A 20,133-nucleotide genomic window follows, 5' to 3' on the forward strand; every position below is an offset into this window, starting at 1 on the left:
AGTTCGCGAGCCGTTCGCCCTGGTTCCCCAGGATCGGGGTCCCTGATCCAGCTGGGAGACGGGGGTGGACGGAGGCTGGCACATGTCGTTGACGGAACGGTCGGACGCGGGCCCCCTCGCCGCCGATGACCCCGAACGGATCGGTCCCTACCGACTGTTGGGCCGGCTTGGCACGGGCGGCGGTCTGGGCCAGCTCTATCTGGGGCAGGGACCAGACGCCCGGCTCCTCGCGGTCCGTGCGATATCCCACCGGTTCGCCGCCGACCCGGCCTTCGTCGACCGGCTGCGGGCCGCGCTGACCGCCGCGGAGAACATCGAGGGGACACGCGTCGTACCCGTCCACGACGCGGACCTCGACGGGCCGGCGCCGTGGCTCGCCAGTGCCTTCCACGACGCCCACTCCCTGGCGCGAATCGTGCGCCAGCGGGGCCCGTTGACCCCGGAAGCCGGCTGGCAGGCGGTGGTCGAGCTGACCGCCGCGCTGGCCTCGGCGCACGCGGCCGGCGTGCCGCACGGCGCGCTCCGGCCGTCGAACGTGCTGCTGACGCCGGACGGCCTTCGGCTGACCGACATCGGCATCGCCCACGCGCGGCACCCGGGTGGGCCCGGCGGCGCCCCGGACGAGGCGGCGCTGGGCGACCCGGACTACCTTTGCCCGGAGTCAGTGCTCGGCGAGCCGGCGGGGCCGGCCGCCGACCTGTACGCCCTGGGCGCTGTGCTGCACTTCGCGACGACCGGCCGGACGCCCTTCGGCTTCGACACGGGCCAGGGCCGGACCAGCGCCTTCGAGCGGGCCACCGCCTACCAGCGGATCGTGCGGGAGACGCCGGACCTGTCGGCTGTCCAGGACCCCGGGCTGCGGGCGCTGATCGCCGAATGTCTGGCCAAGGAGCCTGCTGAACGGCCCACCGCAGCTGCCCTGTTGGCGCGCCTGGAGCCGGCCGCCGAGTCTCCGCCGCCCCTGCCCGCCACCCCGCCGCCACCGGCCGGAGCACCCGCCACCCCGCCGGCCGGAGCCGCGTTGCCCACCGTGCCCGCGCCGCCGGCCGCTCCCCCGCCGCCGCCGACCCCGCCGACCGCGTCGAGCGGCCGGCGGCCGATCCGGCGGACCTGGTTCGTCGGCGTGGCCGGCGTACTCAGCCTGGCGCTCGTCGCCACCCTCGTCCTGCTGCTGGGTGACTCGGACGACTCCTCGACCACCGCGTCCCCCGGCGACCGGGGCGGAGAGGGGGAACAGCGGGCGCCGGGCAGTGACCGCGACGCGGCCGCCGGCACATTCGGCTTCGACTGGGGTCTGACTGTCGCCGACGTGGTGGACACCGACGACGACTTCGGCGACTTCGTCGGGCTGTGGTCCACCGAGTCCAGCGTGGTCGTCGGCACCTCGCACGGCGGCCTGGCCGCCGTCGACCCGGCGACCGGCGAACGCCTGTGGACCTGGCGGACCCCGGAGGACGGCCGGCTCTGCAACATGACCCCCGGCACCTCGGACGGCGTCGGCGCGGTGGCCTACGAGAGCGCTCGCGGCACGGCGGGAACCATGGAGCGGTGCGACCGGCTCCAGACCATCGACCTGACCACCGGCGAGGCCCGGTGGGCGGAGCCGACCCCGCTGCGCGACGAGGGCATGACCGGCGCGCCGACTCCGCTCAACGGGCAGGCGCTGTCCATCGGCGACGGCTTCGTCACCGCCCCCTACGGCGAGGGGGACCCCGACCAGGACATCGACTTCGGCCCCACCGACCTGCTGGTCGCCGACCTGGCCACCGGGGAGACCCGGTGGCGCACCGCGTACGACGGAGCGCCGGAGGCCGACGGCTGCGCGCTGGTCGGCGAGGCGCTCGCCATGCGGGACCGGGTCTACGCGGTCGGCGCCTGCGACGGTGCCGAGGTTCCCCAACTGCTGTCCCTGGATGGCGAGTCCGGCGCACCAGCGCGGTCGGCCGAGCTGACCGGCTGCGTGCACTCCACCGACGTCCCGACCAGCGCCCTGCTCACCACCAACGGCGACCACCTGGTGGTCGGCTGCCAGCCGCTGACGGGTGAGGCGGTGCTGCACACGCTGTCCGCCGACACCGGTGCGCTGCTCCCGATCACCGTCGGACCGTTCGCGGAACGCCAGTTGAACGAGGACTTCGCCACCGTGTCGCCGCCCGACAGCGTGCTGCTCCGCGGCGACACCCTCTACCTTCCGCAGGCCCCGGGGGACGACGTGGCCGGCGCCACCAGCGACGGGGTCGTCGCGGTGGACCTCACCGACGGGACCGAGCTGTGGCGGGTGTTCCGCTCGGGCGCCGAGCGGGTGCGGCTGCTGGGCGGCACTGAGACGGAGGTGGAGATCCTCGCCGACGGCGAACAGCTGCCGGCCACTGTGTACACCGAGAACGAGACCGCCACTCCCAGCCACCGGACCACCCTCGACGAGACCCAGCGCGCCCTCCTGGAGAACACCGGGCCCGAGGTGCTGAGCGCGCGGATCGGGGACCGTCTGGTTCTGGCCTTCACCGGCGCGTCCAGCCCGCAGGACCCGGTGCTGACCATGCTGGACACGGGCGGTGCCGACCCCGGGTAGCCGAGGTCCGTGCCGACCCCGGGGAGCCGCGGGCGGGCGGCCGCCGTCGGTGGCGGGCCCGACCGGCGGGACGGCGGGGCGTGTCGCCCACGAGCGCTGTCGACGCCGGTGGTCACTACGCCCGGGTGGCCGCTCCCCAGTCCCAGAGGGACTGGAGGACGGGGCCCAGGGCGTGGCCCCGGGGGGTCAGGCGGTAGTGGACGGCCGGCGGCCACCCCGCGCTGCGGTGGCGTTCCGCGACGCCGGCCTCGACGAGCTGGCGGAGCCGGTCCGTGAGGACCTTGTCGGAGAGCGAGGGCAGCGCGGTCGCCAACTCCCGGTAGGACAACGGTCGTTCCGCCGCGAGAAGTTCACGCACCAGCAGCGTCGTCCAGCGGCCGCGCAGCGCGGCCAGCGTGATCTCGACCGGGCAGTCCGTGCTGGGGCGCGTCACGGCGGCGCGCGTGTCGTCGGGAAGGCCGGGGCGGTGGCGCACCGTTGGGTGAGTCACGAGCGGGCCTCCTAACCTCGCCGCCATGAGCGGACACGAGAGCGAGAACGAGTCGGAACGAGCGAAAGGACAGCCCCACGCTAGCGAGGGCACACCGCCGGAGGCGAGGTCGGCGGAGGAACTGCCCGCGGCCTTCGCCGCGCGGTTCAACGGGCCGGACCGCGCCGCCGCCGTGGCCGGGAAGTACGCGGAGGAGGCCGCGTTCGTCACTCCCGAGGGTCGCGTGGCGAGGGGAGCGGACGAGATCGCCGAGGCCAACGCCGCCTTTCTCGCGCTGCGTCGGCCGATCGAGGTGCGGCCGCGCAGCGTCACCGTGGTCGGTGACACCGCGCTGCTCATCGTCGACTGGGAGTTGGCCGGCGGCGACGTCGGCGGCACCGCCACGGACGTGGCCAGGCGCGGCGCCGACGGGGTGTGGCGTTACGTGATCGACAACCCCATGGGCGGCGGCGGCTTCAGGCGTTGAGGGCGTCGCCCGGCGCGGCGTCGCCCGACAGGGCGCCGACCAGCAGGTCGGCGAGGAGCGCGGCGCCGCTGCCGTCGGGGTCCAGGTCCGGGTCGTAGATCGTCAGGTTGAGGCCGACGCAGCGCGGCGAGGCGAGCAACGCGCCCAGCAGCGCGGCCAGTTCGTCGGGCAGGAGCCCGCCTGGATCGGGGGCGTCCACCGCCGGCATCACCGTCGGGTCCAGCACGTCGGCGTCGAGGTGGAGCCAGAAGCCGTCCGTGGGGGCGTCCGCGAGCCCGGAGCGGGCGCGGGCCGGCAGCTCCGCGCCCCAGCCCCGGATCTCGTCGGCGGTCGCGGCGACGATGCCGGCCTCGGCCAACTCCGCCCGTTCCGTGTCGTACGCGCGGATGCCGAAGACCCGCACGTCCTCCTCCCGGAGGTAGGGCCGCAGCCCCTCCATGTCGGTCAGGTCGCGCTGGCCGCGCCCGGTGGCCAGCGCCAGCTCCTCGCCGCCGGCGGCGCCCACGTGCTCCGCGTTCCCCGGGTGCCGGAAGTCGGCGGAGCCGTCGACGGCGGCCAGCCCGAAGCGTCCGATCCGGCGCAGCGCCAGGGAGCAGCCGAGCTGGATCGAGCAGTCCCCGCCGAGCACCACGGGGAACTCGCCGGCCCGCACATGCCCCTCGACCCGGTCGGCGAGGCGGCGGCTGTAGTCGGCGATGGCCTCGGCGTGGAAGACGCCGTCACCGGGGCGCCAGTCGCCCCGGTGGTAGCGCGGGGGGACGACGACGCCGCCCTCGGCGGCGGACAGCCGCGCCAGCAGCCGCTGTTCGCGCAGCGCGCCGGCGAGCTTGTAGCAGCCGGGCACCGCGCCCTCGGCGGGCGGGCGCAGGCCCAGGTTGGACGGGGCGTCGAGAAGCACGAGGCGGCGCATGGCCGCCATGGTACGGGAGGGACGCCGCCGTTCGCACTAACGTTCGGTGCGGGGCGCGGCGACGCTGTCCCTGACCACCAGCGTGGTCGCCAGTTCGACGCGCGGGCTCTCCAACTCCTCGCCGTTCATCAGCCGCACCAGGGTGCGCAGCGCGCTGCCGCCCATCTCCTTGAGCGGCTGGCGGACCGTGGTCAGCGCCGGCGCCACCCAACGGGCCTCCGGCAGGTCGTCGAAGCCGACGACGCTCACGTCCTCGGGAACCCGCAACCCGGCGCCCGCCAGCGCCTCGTAGCCGCCGATCGCCATGTGGTCGGAGCAGATGAACAGCGCGGTCGGCGGCGAGGGGAGCTGAAGCAGCGCCCGCACCTGCTCCGCGCCGCTCGCCCGGTCGTAGGTGCCGTCACGGACCAGCGTCGGCTCCGTCTCGATGCCGGCCGCCGCCAGCGCCGAGCGGTAACCCGCCGTCCTGGCCCGGGAGTAGAGGTGCTGCGGCGGGCCCGTGACCAGGGCGATCCGGCGGTGGCCGCGTTGCAGCAGATGCGTCGTGGCCTCGTAGGCGCCGGCCCAGTTGGTGGTGCCGACGGAGAGCACGTCCGGCGCCGGGTCGCTCAGCGGGTCGATCACCACGCAGGGCACCCGCGCCTGGGTCAGCCGCCCCAACTGGTCGCGGGTCGGCTCGATCAGCCCGAGCACCACGCCCGCGCTGCCGCGTTCCAGCACCCGGTCGACCCAGTCCTGCGCGCGGTGGTTGGTCGCCGAGGCCGAGGAGCGGGCCACGGAGATCGCCACGTGCACCCCCGCCTGGTAGGCGGCGGCCTCCATCCCGCTGGCGACACTCGCCGGCCAGGAACCGTCGAGGCCGCTCAGCACCAGGTCCACGGTGCGCACGCCGGCGTCGGGGGCGGGGGTGCCGCGCCGCACGTAGTGGTGGTGGCGCAGCGCCGAGTCGACCTTGGCCCTGGTGTCGCGCGAGACGTCGTCCCGACCGTTGAGAACCTTGGAGACGGTCGAGACGGAGACCCCGGCCGTCTCGGCGATGTGGGCCAGGGTGGGGCGGGACGTCCTGCTCTCGGTCACGGGTCCATTCTCTGCTTTCCCGACACTTTTCGAGTCACTGTAGTCCGCTCGGGCGCGGAGCCCTCACCGTGGGGCCGTAGCTCTCCACGGATATGGCGGTCGCGTGGAGTGAACGCGCCGTTCCGTTTCCCGCCGCGTCTCCGGAACCGGGTTGACGCCCTCCGTGGCGGCTTCTAGCTTCCCTACCGGTTCTTTGCGAAACCGCCCGCCGCAGCCTGTCGTCCAGGAGGGCACCATGCCGTTCCCGTCCGCGCCCCCACCGCCCCCTCCGCTGCGGGTCACCGTCTGGTGCGAGGGCCGCGCCGAGCGGCTGGACCCCGAGGTCGCCAAGCGCTACCCGCGCGGCATGGGCGGCGCCGTCGCCGAGGCCGTCGAGCAGCACCTGGGCGAACGCGTCCTGGTGCGCACCGCGGAGCTGGACGAGCCGGACCACGGGCTGACGGAGGAGGCGCTGGCCGCGACGGACGTGCTGACCTGGTGGGGGAACCTGGCGCACCGGGAGGTCTCCGACGCGGTGGTGGGCCGCGTGCACCGCGGGGTGCTCGCCGGGATGGGGCTCGTGGTGCTCCACTCGGGCCATCTCTCCAAGATCTTCCGCCGGTTGATGGGCACCTCCTGCACGCTGCGCTGGCGGAACGCGGCCGAGCGCGAGCTGGTCTGGACGGTCGACCCGACGCATCCGGTGGCCGCCGGGGTGCCGCACCCGCTGGTGATCGAGGAACAGGAGACCTACGGCGAGTTCTTCGACATACCCGAACCCGAGGAGCTGGTCTTCGTCAGCTCCTTCGACGGCGGCGAGGTCTTCCGCAGCGGCTGCGCGTTCCGGCGCGGCAAGGGGCGGATCTTCTACTTCAGCCCAGGCGACCAGGAGTATCCCGTCTACCACCACCCCCATGTGCGGCGGGTGATCGCCAACGCGGTCGCCTGGGCGGCCCCCGCGACCGACCGCGAGCAGCCCCGGCTGACCCATGTCGAGTCCGGCTGGTTCGAGCACACGGGCGGCGCGGCGTGAACGCGGGCCACGGCGCGGACGCCGGCATCGCGAACGGAGGCGACGGCGCGGACGCCGGCTTCGCGACCGTGCCGGGAGACGGCGCGCCGCTGCGGGTGCTGGTGGTCGGCGCCGGCGGGATGGGCCGCGCCTGGCTGCGCGCCGTGCGGGAGTCGGACGCCGTCGCGCTGGCCGGCGTGGTCGACCTGGACACCGACCGGGCGGCCGAGGCGCTGGCCGCGACGGGCCACGACGAACGGGTGCCCGTCGGGACGGAGTTGACCGAGATCGCCGCCGGCTGCGCGCCCGACGCGGTGATCGACGTGACCGTGCCGGAGGCCCATCTCCCGGTCACCCTACGGGCGTTGGCGCTGGGGCTGCCCGTGCTTGGCGAGAAGCCGCTGGCGCCGACGCTGCCCGAGGGGCTGCGGCTGGCGGCGGCGGCCGAGGCGGCCGGCCAGTTGTTCATGGTCAGCCAGTCCCGTCGCTACCACCCGGAACTCCACGCGCTGCGCGCCGCGTTGCCCCGCCTGGGCCGGGTCGGGGTGGCCAGCACCGAGTTCTATGTCGCGCCCCGGTTCGGCGGCTTTCGCGACGCGATGGCCCAGCCGCTGCTGGTGGACATGGCGATCCACGCGTTCGACACGGCGCGCTGGCTGCTGGACGCGGAGCCGGTCTCGGTGCGCTGCGAGTCGTTCAACCCCGCCTGGAGCTGGTACGCGGGCGACGCGGCCGCCACCGCCGTCTTCGAGATGACGGGCGGGGCGCGCTATGTCTACACCGGCAGCTGGTGCTCGCCCGGCGTGGAGACCTCGTGGAACGGCCGTTGGCGGCTGAGCGGCGAGCACGGCGGCGCGCTCTGGGACGGCTCGGGGCCGGCCAGGTTCGAGACCGAAACCGAAACCGAAACCGAAACCGACGCCGCCGCCCAGACCGGGCCGCCGGAGGCCGGATACGGCAGGGGCATCGCCGGCGCGCTCGCGGAGTTCGTCGCGGCGCTGCGCACCGGCCGCACCCCGCTGGGCGAGGTCCACCAGAACCTGCGCACCCTCGCGATGGTCGTCGCCGCCGTCGAGTCGGCGGAACGCGACCGCCGGATCGCCGTCGACGCGCTCCTCGCCGACGCCCTGGAGTCGGCCCTCGCCACCGCCTCCGACCTCGAACGCCCCCGCCTGGCCGCGTGGAACGGCCGGGTCCCCTGACGCGCGGCGGCGGACGGACGCCGCCCGCCCCGGACGACGGGACGGGCGGCGTGCGCGGCGGGGAAACGGGGACCGTTACGGCTGGGTGATCCCCTGGCCGATGAACTCGACCCAGTTGACGTTGAGTTCACCGCTGGTCTTGACGAAGTACAGCGGCTCGGAGCCGGTCACCGCCGAGGCGTCGACCGGGGCGGTGAAGTCCTGGTAGACCTGCCAGTCCCCGGTGGACTCCAGCTCGAAGGCGGCCACCGTCGGCCCGCTGTCCGGGTCCCCGGTGCGGACCTCGACCGTCGCGCCCCGCGCGTTGGTCGCGGCGCGCAGCCCGATCTCGTCGATGCCGGTCAGGTGGGTCGGGTCCCAGGCCCACCAGTCGCCGTCCTCGATGTAGGCGATGTTCTGGCCGCCGCCCGCCGTGTCGCCGGTCTCCTCGACGGCGACGCCCGGGTCGCCCCCGCCGCCGGCCGACTCCAGCCGCCCGGTGGTGTCGAAGTGCTCGGCCTCGCGGTGCTTGGGCTGGAAGACCAGCACCTCCTGGGTGGTCAGCGCCGGCGCGTCACCGTTGCCCTGGTCGGTGTAGGTGACGGTCACGGTGCCGAAGATGTTGGCGCCGATGTGGCCCTCGTCCCCGTGCAGCGGGAACTCGCCGGAGCAGCCGTAGTGCAGGTCGTGGCCGTGCGCGTGCTCGTCGTGGCCGAGCGCGGGCTGGAGCACGACCTGCTCGCAGTCGATCTCGCCGTCCTCCGCGTCGGTGACCGTCACGTCGTAGGCGAGGGTGTCGCCGAAGTCGAAGAACCCGCCGTTCTCCGGCGAGTTGACGGTGATCTCCGGCGCGGTGTTGCCGGAGACGATCTCCACCGCCGAGTTGGCGCTGGCGCCGTCCGCGTCGGTCACCGTGAGCCGGGCCGTGTAGCCGCCCGGCTCGGGGTAGGTGAACGAGCCGGCGGGCTCGGTGGAGTCCACGGTGCCGTCGCCGTCGAAGTCCCAGGCGTAGGTCAGCTCGGTGCCCTCCGGGTCGCTGGAGCCGGCGGAGTCGAAGTTCACCTCGAGCGGCGCGGGTCCCGAGGTGCGGTCGGCGGTCAGCTTGGCGATCGGGTAGCGGTTGCCGTCGGTGTAGTCGACCCGGTAGACGCCCGAGTCGGTGTTGTCGCCGCCGAAGCCGCTGCCCCACTCGATCACGTACAGCGCGCCGTCCGGGCCGAACCGCAGGGCGTGCGGCCGGTTGAAGTCCAGGTCCTCCAGGAACCTGGTGACGCTCGTGACCTCGGTCCGGTCCTCGCTGATCCCCAGCGAGAACATCCGGCTGTCGTTCCAGTCGGCGAAGACCACGGAACCGTCGTACTCCTCGGGCCACTTGCGGTCCGACTCCAGGTCCGGGTCGTAGGCGTAGGCGCCGGAGGTCATGGGCGCGCCGCTGCCGCCGATCTCGGGCGTGTTGGTGGATGCCTTGCCCATCCACAGCTCCGCCCCGATCGCCGGCGGCAGCTCGGTGAGCCCGGTGTTGTGCGGCGAGTCGTTGACCGGCGCCGCGCAGTCGAACGCCTCGCCCGAGGTGCCGGAGGCGAAGTCGTAGTCGACGTAGGGGGTGTTCTCGCCGACGCAGTAGGGCCAGCCGTAGAAGCCGGGCTCGTCGACGATGTTCCACTCCACCCGGCCGTCGGGGCCGCGCTCCTCGTTCGCCGCGCCCGCGTCGGGGCCGTAGTCGGCGACGTAGAGCCCGTCGGTGTTCGGGTCGACGCCGATCCGGAAGGGGTTGCGGAAGCCCATCGCGTAGATCTCCGCGCGGGCGTTCTCGGTGCCCTCGGCGAAGAGGTTGCCCTCCGGAACGGTGTAACTCCCGTCGTCCTGCGGGGTGATGCGCAGGATCTTGCCGTTCAGCGAGTCGCTGTTGGCCGAGGTGCGCTGCGCGTCCCAGGCGGCGCGGTCGTCGCGCTCGTCGATCGGGGTGTAGCCGTCGGAGGCGAACGGGTTGGTGTTGTCGCCGGTCGCGATGTACAGGTTCCCCTGCGTGTCGAACTCCAGCGAGCCGCCCGCGTGGCAGCACTCCTGCCGCTGCGTCTCCACGGTGAGCAGGACCTGCTCGCTTTCCATGTCGAGGGTGTCGCCCTCGACGGTGAACCGCGAGACGCGGTCGACCTGTTCGGTCCCGGCGGGCGAGTAGTACAGGTAGAGCCAGCCGTTGTCGGTGAAGTCCGGGTCGAGGGCGAGGCCGAGCAGGCCGAACTCCTGGCCCACGTAAACCGGGACGGTGCCGGCGGTGGAGACGATGCCGTCCGGGCTGACGAGCTTCACGTCACCGTTGCGGTCGACGTAGAAGACCCGTCCGTCGTCGGCGATGCCCAACTCCATCGGGTTGCTGGTGTTGTCGTCGAGGGTGACCTTCTCGAAGCCCTCCTCCAGCGGCTCCGGGCTCGTCTCGTGGTCGTGCCCGGGGTGGGCGGCGGCACTGCCGGCGGTCAGCCCGGCACTGAGGCCGGCGCCGAGCGCCAGCGTGACCACGACGGCGCCGACCCGCGTCGCCGTCGATCTGAGGAATTGCTGAACTGCGGCTTTCAACACGGCTCCTCGCAGGGGGGATCTGGTCTCACATGGGGGGTGGGGCGGGTCTCGTCGGGGTGGGGTTGGGAGACGGCGGGGAGAGAGGGCGGGGAGAGGGCTGTTGGGAGGGGCGCGGGAGAGGGCGGGGTCAGCAGGGGCCCGGGGGACGGACGGCCGACGTGTCGCCTCGGGGTTCCGTGGACCGCGCGGCCCACAGCAGCCCCCGCTCGACGAGACCGCGCACCGGTGGGCTGCGCAGCTCGTCCGGGCCGTGGCCGACGGTGGAGACGAAGACCCGGCCGCGTCCCCAGCGCCTGGTCCACACGGCGGGAACGGCCACGGGGCGCCGTCGCGTCTCGTCGGCATCGAACGTCACGGTGGCCAGCACGTCGTTGAGCGGGTCACCGTGCACCCAGTAGGGGGCGGACGGCACGTCGAAGGCGCCCGTGCCGGACAGCACGGGGTGGTCGGCGTGGTCGGGGGTCGGGGTGACGCGTTGGTCGGTCGGCGCGGGCACGTCCCGCACGCGTTGGCCGCCGACCAGCAGCGCGTAGCCGGGGTCGTCGCGGAAGGCGTCGACGATGCCGCCGTGCCAGCCGGCGAGTCCGGTGCCGGCCCGGACGGCGGCGGCGAGCCCGGCGCTCTCGGCGGCGGTGATGTCCCCGCCGGTCCAGCACTGGACGATCAGGTCGGTCGCGGTGAGCAGTTTCTCGTCCTCGTAGACCTCCAGCGACTCCTCGACGAGTGTCTGGAAGCCGTGGGCGGCGAGGAACGGCAGAAAGAGGTTGGTCGACTCCCTGGGCCGGTGGCCCCGCCACCCGCCCCTGACCACCAGCGCCTGCCGCCTTACGGGAGCCATAGGGTCCCCGCTCCTTCCGCCGTGTCACCCGCCGGCTCGAAAAGTTTCGAAAGAAACCGCTTGCAGTGAGGACGATAGGAAGCGGGTGAAGGGGCGTCAAGGCTCCGTACGGGGTTTATTTGCGCGGTGGCACCGGCCATGGCGGGACGGTCGCGGCCGGGGCCCGGCCGATCCCCGACTCAGCGTCGGGGCAGGGAGAGCGCGCATCCGGCGAAGGCGACGGCGAACACGGCCTGGACGCACATGCAGACCGCCAGCGCGTGCGTGTAGGACTGGGCGGTCGCGGCCGTGGAGCCGTTCAGCGACGCGCTGAGCACTCCTCCCGCGACGGCGATGCCCAGGCCCATCGCGGCCTGCTGGGTGGTCTGGAGCACGCCGGACGCGGCCCCCGCGATCACCGGGGGAACGTCCGCGATCATCGCTCCGACGAGCGGCCCGAACATGAGGGCCTGGCCGACACCGACCCCGACGAGGAGGGTGGCGAAGACCCACGAGTCCAGGCCGTCGTCCCGCAGGAACACGGAGGCCGCCGTGGCGCTCAGCAACGTGGCCTGCACGAGTCCGCCGACGGCGAGGAGCCTGCGGAACCCGAAGCGGGGCGCGAGCCTCCCCGACCAGATCGACACGGTGAGGAAGACCAGGGAGAAGGGCAGCAGCACGAGCGCCGCGCGCATGGCGGACCAGCCGAGCCCGGTCTGGGTGGAGAGCGCGTAGAGGAAGGTGAACGCGCCGAACGCGGACTGGAGCATCCACGCCATCAGCAGCCCGATCCGGTACGAGCCGAGACGGAACAGCGGCGGGGGGACGAGAGGAACGCGGTCGCCGCGATGCAGCCGCCTCTGCCACCACCAGAAGGTCCGGAACAGCACCGGCGTCGCCCCCAACGACGCCCAGCACCAGGCCGGCCAACCCAGGGCGCCGCCCTGCGAGACCGGGAGCATGAGCGCCATGAGCGCGAGCCCGAGCAGCACCGTCCCGACCAGGTCGAGCGACCTGTGGCCCGGGGCGCTCGTGTCGGGCAGCCAGCGCAGCGCGGCTCCGAACGCGAGGGCGCCCAGGAGCGCGCTCATCGCGAAGACCGTGCGCCAGGGGGCACCGAGAAGGGAGACGGACAGCGACATGCCGCCGAGAACCTGACCGATCGCGGTGGCCCCGCCCGCGGTCGCGCCGAACAGGGCCACCGCCCTGGCGCGTTCACGTCCCTGGGTGGTCGCCGTGATCGTCGCGAGCACCTGGGGAACCATGGCCGCCGCGGACATCCCGGTCAGCGCGCGTGCGGCCGTCAACACGGCGATGTCGGGGGCGAGGGTCGCGGCCAGGGAGAACAGGGAGAAGCCGGCCATGCCCGCCAGAAAGAGCCTGCGTCGCCCGTAGAGGTCGCCGAGCCGGCCCCCGAGAACCATGGGCACGGCGAACCCCAACGCGTACACGGACACCACCAGCGACTGTTCGGCCGCCGTCGCCCCCAGCGAAGCGCCGATGTCGGGGACGGCGATGCCCGCCGCCGCGAAGCTCACCACCGACAGCAGCAGCGCCGAGAGCGTCACCAGCAGCCGTCCCGTTCCCAGCGCCGGTGGCGAAGGCTCCGCGGGGGCCGGTCGGGGCGCCGCGCTCTCGTTCTCGCCGCGTGGGGCGCCCGGATGGGAGGAGACACCGCCGTGCGGTGCGGAGGAGGTGGTCATACCGTCGACCCTGGACGGCGGCGTGTGCCGTCACCAGAAGCCCGTTCATGGGGGTACCGGCCACTACCTGGATAGCGCGCGTGCCGTGCGGGAGGATGCGGACGTGACAGAGGCGAGACCGGCCGCGGTCCGGCGAGAACTCGGTGACTTCCTCCGCAGCCGGCGCGAACGCGTGACCCCGCGGCAGGTGGGCCTCCCCGCCACGGGGCGGCGGCGGACACCCGGGCTGCGGCGCGAGGAGGTCGCGGTGCCCGCGGGGGTCGGTGTCACCTGGTACACCTGGTTGGAACAGGGGCGGGACATCAACGTCAGCCCACATGTCCTCCAGGCGGTGGCCCGCGTCCTGCGACTGGACGACGTCGAGAGACGGCATCTGCACCGGCTCGCCGGACCAAGAGCGCCGGAACCCGGACCCCCCGAGTGCGAACCGGGCCTCACCGCGGCGTTCCGCCCCGTCCTGGACAAGCTCGACCCGTTCCCGGCGTGCCTGCAGACGCCGGTGTTCGACGTGGTGGCGTACAACCGCGCCTATCGCTTTCTCTTCACCGACATGGACCTCGTCCCACCGGGCGAGCGCAACTGCGCGGTGCGGTTCTTCACGGCCCCCGACTGGCGAGCGCGCTACACCGACGGTGATCTGGTGGCCGCCCGGATGGTCGCGAGGATGCGCGCCGAGATCGGCACCGACCTCGGCGCCCCCGCCGCCGCCAAGGTCGTCGGTGAACTGCGGGAGCGGTCGGAGGAGTTCGCCCGGCTGTGGGCCCGCCACGACGTGCTGCCCCAGCGGTACGAGACGAAGCGGCTGGAGAACCCCCTCGTCGGGCAGCTCCGGCTGCACTTCGTCACCACCGACGTGGCCGGGACGGGACACCGGATGACCGTGATGACACCGGTCGACGAGTCCACCTCCCGGCGGTTGTCCCGGTTGGCGGAGCTCACCGGCGGGGCCGGCTGACGGCGGTCGGCCGCGCGGGCGCCGGCGCCCGGGTCAGGCGGGCCAGTAGCTGGTGCGCCAGGCGTGGGGGCCCGGCGCCGGAAGGGGGCGGGGCGGCGTGGGGGCGCCCCACGCGTCGGCCCGCGCCGGCTCCCGCGCCGCCGCCGCGCGCCCGCGCACGGCGGCCAGCGTCGCCGTGATGGCGGCGGCCAACTCCTCGGGCGTCGGGTTACCCCGGACAACGGTGATCACAGACGGACCCTTTCAACCACTTACGAATTCAACCACTCACGAACGGACGGTTCTCCGGCCGCTGCCGCCGCCCGCGACGGCGGCAGCGGCCGGCCCCGGAAAGCCAGGCGGCGGCGTCGAGCGTCTCCCGTCACAACGGGATATTGCCGTGCTTCTTCGGCGGCAGCTGCGCCCGCTTGCCGCGCAGCGCGCGCAGCCCGCGCACGATCTGCCGTCGGGTCTCGGACGGCGCGATCACCGCGTCCACATAGCCGCGTTCCGCCGCGACATACGGGTTGAGCAGCGCCGACTCGTACTCGGCGGTCAGCCGCGCCCGTTCCGCCTCGCGTTCGGGACCCTCCTCGATGCCGGCGAGCGTCCGCCGGTGAACGATGTTGACCGCGCCCTGCGCGCCCATGACCGCGATCTGCGCGGTGGGCCAGGCCAGGTTGAGGTCGGCGCCCAGGTGCTTGGAGCCCATCACGTCGTAGGCGCCGCCGAACGCCTTGCGGGTGATCACCGTGATCAGCGGCACCGTCGCCTCCGCGTAGGCGAAGATCAGCTTGGCGCCGCGCCGGATGATCCCCTGGAACTCCTGCTCGGTGCCGGGCAGAAAGCCGGGCACGTCGACGAAGGTCAGCACCGGCACGTTGAACGCGTCGCAGGTGCGGACGAAGCGCGCCGCCTTCTCCGAGGCGTGGATGTCCAGGCAACCGGCGAACTGCATCGGCTGGTTGGCGACGATCCCCACCGAGCGGCCCTCGACCCGGCCGAAACCGGTGAGGATGTTGGGCGCGAACAGCGGCTGGGTCTCCAGGAACTCGCCGTCGTCCAGCACCCGTTCGACGACCTCGTGCATGTCGTACGGCTGGTGGTCGAAGTCCGGTACCAGCGCGTCCAGTTCCAGGTCCTCTTCGGTGACCTCCGGGTCCGGGTCCGAGGGCAGGACCGGCGGCTCGCTCAGGTTGTTCGACGGCAGGTGGGACAGCAGCGTCTTGACGAACTCGATGGCGTCCTTCTCGTCGCCCGCCATCTGGTGGGCCACCCCGGAACGGGTGTTGTGGGTGCGGGCGCCGCCCAGGTCCTCGAAGCCGACCTCCTCGCCGGTGACCGTCTTGATCACGTCGGGACCGGTGATGAACATGTGGGAGGTCTGATCGACCATCACCGTAAAGTCCGTGATCGCCGGCGAGTAGACCGCGCCGCCCGCGCAGGGCCCCATGATCAACGAGATCTGCGGCACCACCCCGGAGGCGTGCACGTTCCTGCGGAAGATCTCCGCGAAGAGGCCGAGCGCCGTCACACCCTCCTGGATGCGGGCGCCGCCGCCGTCGTTGATGCCGATCACCGGGCAGCCGGTCTTCAGCGCGAAGTCCATCACCTTGACGATCTTCTCGCCGTAGACCTCGCCGAGGGAGCCGCCGAAGACCGTGAAGTCCTGCGAGTAGACGCAGACCGGCCGGCCGTCGACCGTGCCGTAGCCGGTGACCACGCCGTCGCCGAGCGGGCGGTTGGCGTCGATCCCGAAGGCCGTGGCGCGGTGCCGGGCGAACTCGTCCAGCTCGGTGAACGAGCCCTCGTCCAACAGCAGTTCGACCCGTTCCCTGGCCGTCAGCTTGCCCTTGGCGTGCTGGCGGGCCACCGCGCGCTCGGAGCCGGCGTGTGTCGCCTCCGTGATCCGTCGTCGGAGTTCGGCGATCTTGCCAGCGGTACCGGTGACCTGGGGTTCGGCCTCCACGCGGCTCCTCCTCGTGCCTTTGCGGTCGTGCCCTGGGCGCCGGGCGCGGGGTGCGCGCCGCGCCCGTGGCGGAACGGCAGCGGTCGGCTACCGAAGCGTAGGTTAACCGCCCGCCGCGTCGACCGGCGGTGAGGCGTCCGTCACCCGTGGCGGGGGCCGGTGCGGGCGCGCGTTCCCCGGAGGGCCGCCGGGGGGCGCGGCATAGGGTTGGGCACATGAGCACTTCGCCGGGACACCCCTCCGACGCCGACCGTCCACCGCTGGACGCCGCGACCCTGCGCACCGCGCTGGTCCGCCCCGGCGGTGCGTGGAGCAGGCTGCGGGTGGTCGAGGTGACGGGCTCGACCAACGCGGACCTGGCCGCCGCCGCCCGCGCGGGGGAGGCGGCCCCGGGCGAGGTGCTGGTCGCGGAGGAACAGACCAGCGGCAGGGGCAGGTTGGGGCGCGGCTGGAGCGCGCCGCCGCGTTCCGGCCTGTTCTTCTCGGTGCTGCTCGACCCCGAGCCCGCCGTGCCGGCCGACCGGCTGCCGTGGCTGCCGCTGCTCGCCGGCGTCGCCGTCTCCGGGGCGCTGAGCGGGACGACGGGCGTGGCGACCGCGCTGAAGTGGCCCAACGACCTGCTGGTCGCGGTCGGCGACGAGGAGCGCAAGCTCGGCGGCATCCTCGCCGAGCGGGTCCCGGGCGGCGGCGTGGTGCTGGGCGTCGGGCTCAACGTCTCGCTGCGCGCCGACGAGTTGCCGGTGCCGACCGCCGGCTCCCTGGCGCTGGCCGGCGCGCGTGTGGGGGAGCGCGAGCCGTTGCTGTGCGCCGTGCTGGAGGCGCTCGGCGCCTGGTACACGGGCTGGGCGGCGGCCGGCGGCGACCCCGCGACGGGCGGCGACCCGGCGGTGGGCGCGGTGCGCGACGCCTATGTGGCCCGCTGCGCGACGCTGGGCCGCGCGGTGCGGGCCGAGCTGCCGGGCGGCGGCGAGCTGCGCGGCACCGCGGTCGCCCTCGACGACGAGGGCCGGCTGGTCATCGGGGACGCGGACGGTGCCCGGCATCCGGTGGGCGCCGGGGACATCGTCCATCTCCGGGCGACGTGACATAAGGCACACCTGCCGTAGGGTTGGGGACCGGGGACTCGCGGTACTGCCCCTGGCCCCTCGGGCGGCGGGTTCCCGTCAGTACCTCAGGACCGCGCCAGCGGGGCGCGGCGAAGCGGAACGGTAGGACAGTGCGCGACGTAGGGAATCCCCCTCTCCCCGCGAGGCCGGGCGGTGACCGTGGCCGGGCCTGACCCTGTCCCAACGCCCGGGGACCCGCCCGAGGACCCGCCGCCGCGGGACCCGCCCGAGGAGCCGGACGAGGGCGACGACCCGCTGGCGTTGCGCATCGAGCAGCTGATCCTCGGCGCCGAGCGGCAGTACACCCCGTTCCAGGCGGCGCGGGCGGCCGGCGTTCCGATGGACCTGGCGTCCCGCTTCTGGCGGGCGATGGGCTTCCCGGACATCGGGCAGGCCAAGGCGCTGACCGAGGCGGACGTGCTGGCGCTGCGACGGCTGGCCGGCATGGTGGAGGCCGGGCTGCTGAGCGAGCCGATGGCGATCCAGGTGGCGCGTTCCACCGGGCAGACCACGGCGCGGCTGGCCGACTGGCAGATCGACTCGTTCCTCGAGGGCCTGACCGAGCCGCCGGAGCCCGGGATGACCAGGACCGAGGTGGCCTACCCGCTGGTCGAGCTGCTGCTGCCGGAGTTGCAGGAGTTCCTCGTCTATGTGTGGCGGCGGCAGTTGGCCGCGTCCACCGGCCGTGTCGTGCAGGCGCAGGACGACGCGGAGATGGTGGACCGCAGGCTGGCCGTCGGCTTCGCCGACCTGGTCGGCTTCACGCGGCTGACCAGGCGCCTGGAGGAGGAGCAACTCGGCGAGCTGGTCGAGGCGTTCGAGACCACCGCCGCCGACCAGGTCGCCGCGCACGGCGGGCGGCTGATCAAGACGCTCGGCGACGAGGTGCTCTTCGCGGCGGACGACGCGGGCACGGCGGCCGAGATCGGCCTGCGGCTGGTGGAGACGCTGGGCGAGGACCCGATGATGCCGGAGCTGCGGGTGGGCATCGCCTTCGGGACGGTGACGACGCGGATGGGCGACGTCTTCGGGAACACGGTGAACCTGGCGAGCCGGCTGACGTCGATAGCGCCCAAGGACATGGTGCTGGTGGACGGGGCGCTGCGCGAGGAGCTGACCGCCGCCCGGCTGGCGCCCCGCTCGGAGAAGTCGGCGGACGCCGCCGAGGCGTACCGCTTCGCGCTCCAGCCGCTCTACCAGCGGCCGGTCAGGGGGCTCGGCATCGTGGAGCCGTGGCTGCTGACCCGAAGGGGCGCGTAGCGCCGGGGCGTCGGCGGCCCGCGCTGGGCAGGGCGCGGTGTGGCGTCGATAATGCCGGCCATGGCTGAGGCAGAGCGGGTAGAGCGGGTAGAGCGTTTCGGAGACTGGATCGAGCTGCGGCGCGACGGGGAGACGCGCGTCGCCACCCTGCTGTTGGACCGGCCGGAGGCGTTGAACGCGCTCTCCGCCGAGCTGGCGGCCCGGCTGGCGGAGGCGTGCGCCGAGCTGGCCGCGGACCGTGCCACCCGCGCGGTGGTGCTGGGCTCCACGCACGAGCGGGCGTTCTGCGTGGGCGCCGACCTCAAGGAGCGGAACGGCCTCGACGACGCGGGCCTGCGGCGGCAGCGCCGGGTGCTGCGCGCGGCGTTCGGCGGGGTGCTCGGGCTGCCCATGCCGGTGATCGCGGCGGTGCGGGGCTTCGCGCTGGGCGGCGGCTACGAACTGGCGCTCAGCTGCGACCTGGTGGTGGCCGACGAGAGCGCGGTGGTCGGGCTGCCCGAGGTCTCCGTCGGGGTGCTGCCGGGCGGCGGCGGGACCCAGCTGCTGCCCCGCCGCGTGGGCGCGGCCCGCGCGGCCGAACTGGTCTTCACCGCGCGGAAGGTGCCGGCGGCGGAGGCCCTGACGCTGGGCATGGTCGACCAGGTGGTGCCGACCGGCTCGGAACGCGAGGAGGCGCTGGCGCTGGCCGGCCGCATCGCCCGCAACTCGCCCGTCGGCGTCCGGGCGGCCAAGCGGGCGCTGCGGCTGGGGCACGGGCAGGACCTGGCGACCGGGCTCGAGGTGGAGGACGCGGCCTGGAACGAGGTCGCGTTCTCACCGGACCGGGTCGAGGGCATCGCCGCCTTCAACGAGCGCCGCGCACCGGACTGGCCGGGGTGTGACGGGTGACCGGGTGGGGTGCCGTCCCCGGCCCGGTGGTGGGTGGTCGCGCGTTTTCCGTGCCCCTCTTCGTGGTGGGCGCTGTGCGGACGGGGGCGCTTCCGGCAGGGAGTAGCTGAACGTCACAAAGCGGGGCAATGCGCCATAGCCTGGCCCCATGGCGGAAGAGAGGCTGTGGGCGGTGGTCGACGTGGCGCGTGGGATGGCCGCCGAGCGCGGTCTCGCGCAGGCCGCGCGCGCCGGCGCGGATCGGGCGCGCCGCGCCCTCGGCGGTGCCCACGCGGCGATATCCGTCTGGGAGCGCGCCTCCGGCGCCGCCGCCCCGCCCCGGCTGCGCGTCCTGGCCGCTGCCGGCGAGCCGTCCGCCGGCCGGCCGGAGCCCGCCGACCGGTCGGAGCCCGCGCTGGTGGCGCCGATCCTGGTGCACGGCGGTGAGTGGGGGGAACTGCGGGTGGTCAGGGGGCGCGAGCAGCCGGCTTTCACCCCGGAGGAACAGTCCTTCGCGCCGGCGCTCGCGGCCGTGCTGGCCGCCGGCTTCGCGCAGTACGAACGGCTGCGCGAGATACGGCGGTTGGCGTTCACCGACGCGTTGACGGGGCTGGCCAACCGGCGTGCCGTCGACCACGCCCTCGCCGAGGCGCTGCGCGGCCACCGCGAGCGCGGCGCGGTGCTGACCCTGGTGGTCTGCGACGTCAACGGGCTGAAGCGGGTCAACGACACCCACGGCCACGCGGTCGGCGACCGGCTGCTGATCCGTTTCGCCGAGGTGCTCTCCCGGGCCGCCGCGCCGCTGCCCGGCGCGTTGGCGGCGCGACTCGGCGGGGACGAGTTCTGTCTGCTGGCCGTCGAGACCGACCCGGCCGAGGTGGAACGCGCCGCGGCCGAGGTCTGCCGGGGCGCCGCCGCGCTGGAGCTGAGCGAGGGCGTGGCCTGCGGGGTGGCCTCCACGGAGGTGGTGCCGGGCCGGCTGCGCTCCGGGCGGCGGCTCTTCCGGCTGGCGGACGCGGCCCAGTACCGCGCGAAGGCCGCCCGTTCCCCGGCGCCGGTGGTGGCCGGCAGGGGCGACTGGGAGCGGGTCGCCGCGCTGCCCGCCGTGCCGGCCGGCGGCGAACGGCGGGCGTTCCGCGGCCGCGAACGGCCGCCGGCGGCCGGTTCCGGCTGACCCGACCCGGTTGGCTGACCCGACCCGGTTCTGGCTGAC

Annotated in this window: 17 protein-coding genes; 9 read left to right on the forward strand and 8 right to left on the reverse strand. The window is 74.1% G+C overall.

Annotation, left to right across the window (positions count from 1 at the left end; translation table 11 throughout):
• Positions 1-64: 64 nt before the first annotated feature.
• Positions 65-2,572, forward strand: a complete 2,508-nt coding sequence (locus CRP51_RS09095) for a serine/threonine-protein kinase (RefSeq protein WP_141514570.1) — start codon at positions 65-67, stop codon at positions 2,570-2,572.
• Positions 2,573-2,687: 115 nt separating this feature from the next.
• On the opposite strand, the gene CRP51_RS09100 is transcribed toward CRP51_RS09095, so the two are convergent.
• A complete protein-coding gene (locus CRP51_RS09100; protein ID WP_245880460.1) occupies positions 2,688-3,062 on the reverse strand; it encodes a winged helix-turn-helix transcriptional regulator in 375 nt (124 codons plus the stop codon).
• A 25-nt stretch (positions 3,063-3,087) separates the two neighbouring features.
• On the opposite strand from CRP51_RS09100, the gene CRP51_RS09105 reads away from it, so the two are divergent.
• Complete coding sequence (locus CRP51_RS09105) at positions 3,088-3,528, forward strand: YybH family protein (protein WP_097230530.1); 441 nt, start codon at positions 3,088-3,090, stop codon at positions 3,526-3,528.
• Here the strand turns inward: CRP51_RS09105 and CRP51_RS09110 are convergent.
• Entirely contained in the window at positions 3,518-4,438 is a 921-nt protein-coding gene (locus tag CRP51_RS09110; protein WP_097230656.1) for an arginase family protein, read from the reverse strand. The genes CRP51_RS09105 and CRP51_RS09110 overlap by 11 nt on opposite strands.
• A gap of 36 nt (positions 4,439-4,474) precedes the next feature.
• Positions 4,475-5,515, reverse strand: coding sequence for a LacI family DNA-binding transcriptional regulator (locus CRP51_RS09115; protein ID WP_097230531.1), 1,041 nt, complete (start codon positions 5,513-5,515; stop codon positions 4,475-4,477).
• Positions 5,516-5,750: 235 nt separating this feature from the next.
• Between CRP51_RS09115 and CRP51_RS09120 the strand changes: the two genes are divergently transcribed.
• Together CRP51_RS09120 and CRP51_RS09125 are read left to right on the forward strand one after the other, a co-directional pair.
• Positions 5,751-6,527, forward strand: a complete 777-nt coding sequence (locus CRP51_RS09120) for a ThuA domain-containing protein (RefSeq protein WP_097230532.1) — start codon at positions 5,751-5,753, stop codon at positions 6,525-6,527.
• Positions 6,524-7,708 (forward strand): Gfo/Idh/MocA family protein, encoded by a 1,185-nt coding sequence (locus CRP51_RS09125; protein ID WP_245880461.1) that lies wholly within the window; start codon positions 6,524-6,526, stop codon positions 7,706-7,708. Before CRP51_RS09120 ends, CRP51_RS09125 begins: the two co-directional genes overlap by 4 nt.
• A 75-nt stretch (positions 7,709-7,783) precedes the next feature.
• On the opposite strand, the gene CRP51_RS09130 is transcribed toward CRP51_RS09125, so the two are convergent.
• From CRP51_RS09130 to CRP51_RS09140, 3 genes are all read right to left on the reverse strand, one after another.
• Positions 7,784-10,261 carry a PQQ-dependent sugar dehydrogenase gene (locus CRP51_RS09130; RefSeq protein ID WP_245880462.1) on the reverse strand — a complete coding sequence of 826 codons (2,478 nt, stop codon included), beginning with the start codon at positions 10,259-10,261 and terminating at the stop codon, positions 7,784-7,786.
• A 130-nt stretch (positions 10,262-10,391) separates the two neighbouring features.
• Entirely contained in the window at positions 10,392-11,102 is a 711-nt protein-coding gene (locus CRP51_RS09135; protein WP_097230533.1) for a ThuA domain-containing protein, read from the reverse strand.
• Between the two features lie 179 nt (positions 11,103-11,281).
• Positions 11,282-12,784, reverse strand: coding sequence for an MFS transporter (locus tag CRP51_RS09140; protein ID WP_097230534.1), 1,503 nt, complete (start codon positions 12,782-12,784; stop codon positions 11,282-11,284).
• Between the two features lie 103 nt (positions 12,785-12,887).
• Here CRP51_RS09140 and CRP51_RS09145 point away from each other — a divergent pair, with 103 nt between their 5' ends.
• Positions 12,888-13,739, forward strand: coding sequence for a helix-turn-helix transcriptional regulator (locus CRP51_RS09145; protein ID WP_170970466.1), 852 nt, complete (start codon positions 12,888-12,890; stop codon positions 13,737-13,739).
• A 33-nt stretch (positions 13,740-13,772) separates the two neighbouring features.
• Here the strand turns inward: CRP51_RS09145 and CRP51_RS09150 are convergent, their stop codons facing one another.
• Together CRP51_RS09150 and CRP51_RS09155 are read right to left on the reverse strand one after the other, a co-directional pair.
• On the reverse strand, positions 13,773-13,970 hold the full coding sequence (locus CRP51_RS09150; protein WP_097230536.1) for an acyl-CoA carboxylase epsilon subunit: 198 nt from the start codon (positions 13,968-13,970) through the stop codon (positions 13,773-13,775).
• Positions 13,971-14,100: 130 nt separating this feature from the next.
• On the reverse strand, positions 14,101-15,687 hold the full coding sequence (locus tag CRP51_RS09155; protein ID WP_097230537.1) for an acyl-CoA carboxylase subunit beta: 1,587 nt from the start codon (positions 15,685-15,687) through the stop codon (positions 14,101-14,103).
• Positions 15,688-15,902: 215 nt separating this feature from the next.
• Here CRP51_RS09155 and CRP51_RS09160 point away from each other — a divergent pair, with 215 nt between their 5' ends.
• The 4 genes from CRP51_RS09160 to CRP51_RS09175 all read left to right on the forward strand — a co-directional run bounded on the left by CRP51_RS09160 (position 15,903) and on the right by CRP51_RS09175 (position 20,094).
• Positions 15,903-16,772, forward strand: a complete 870-nt coding sequence (locus CRP51_RS09160; RefSeq protein WP_097230538.1) for a biotin--[acetyl-CoA-carboxylase] ligase — start codon at positions 15,903-15,905, stop codon at positions 16,770-16,772.
• A gap of 180 nt (positions 16,773-16,952) precedes the next feature.
• The gene (locus CRP51_RS09165; protein WP_439333134.1) at positions 16,953-18,053 is read left to right on the forward strand and encodes an adenylate/guanylate cyclase domain-containing protein; all 1,101 of its coding nucleotides are present in this window, start codon (positions 16,953-16,955) and stop codon (positions 18,051-18,053) included.
• A gap of 60 nt (positions 18,054-18,113) precedes the next feature.
• Entirely contained in the window at positions 18,114-18,941 is an 828-nt protein-coding gene (locus CRP51_RS09170; RefSeq protein WP_097230660.1) for an enoyl-CoA hydratase/isomerase family protein, read from the forward strand.
• Positions 18,942-19,089: 148 nt separating this feature from the next.
• A complete protein-coding gene (locus tag CRP51_RS09175; RefSeq protein ID WP_097230539.1) occupies positions 19,090-20,094 on the forward strand; it encodes a GGDEF domain-containing protein in 1,005 nt (334 codons plus the stop codon).
• Positions 20,095-20,133 lie beyond the last annotated feature (39 nt).

Source organism: Streptomyces zhaozhouensis, from assembly GCF_900230195.1.
GTDB lineage: Bacteria > Actinomycetota > Actinomycetes > Streptomycetales > Streptomycetaceae > Streptomyces > Streptomyces zhaozhouensis.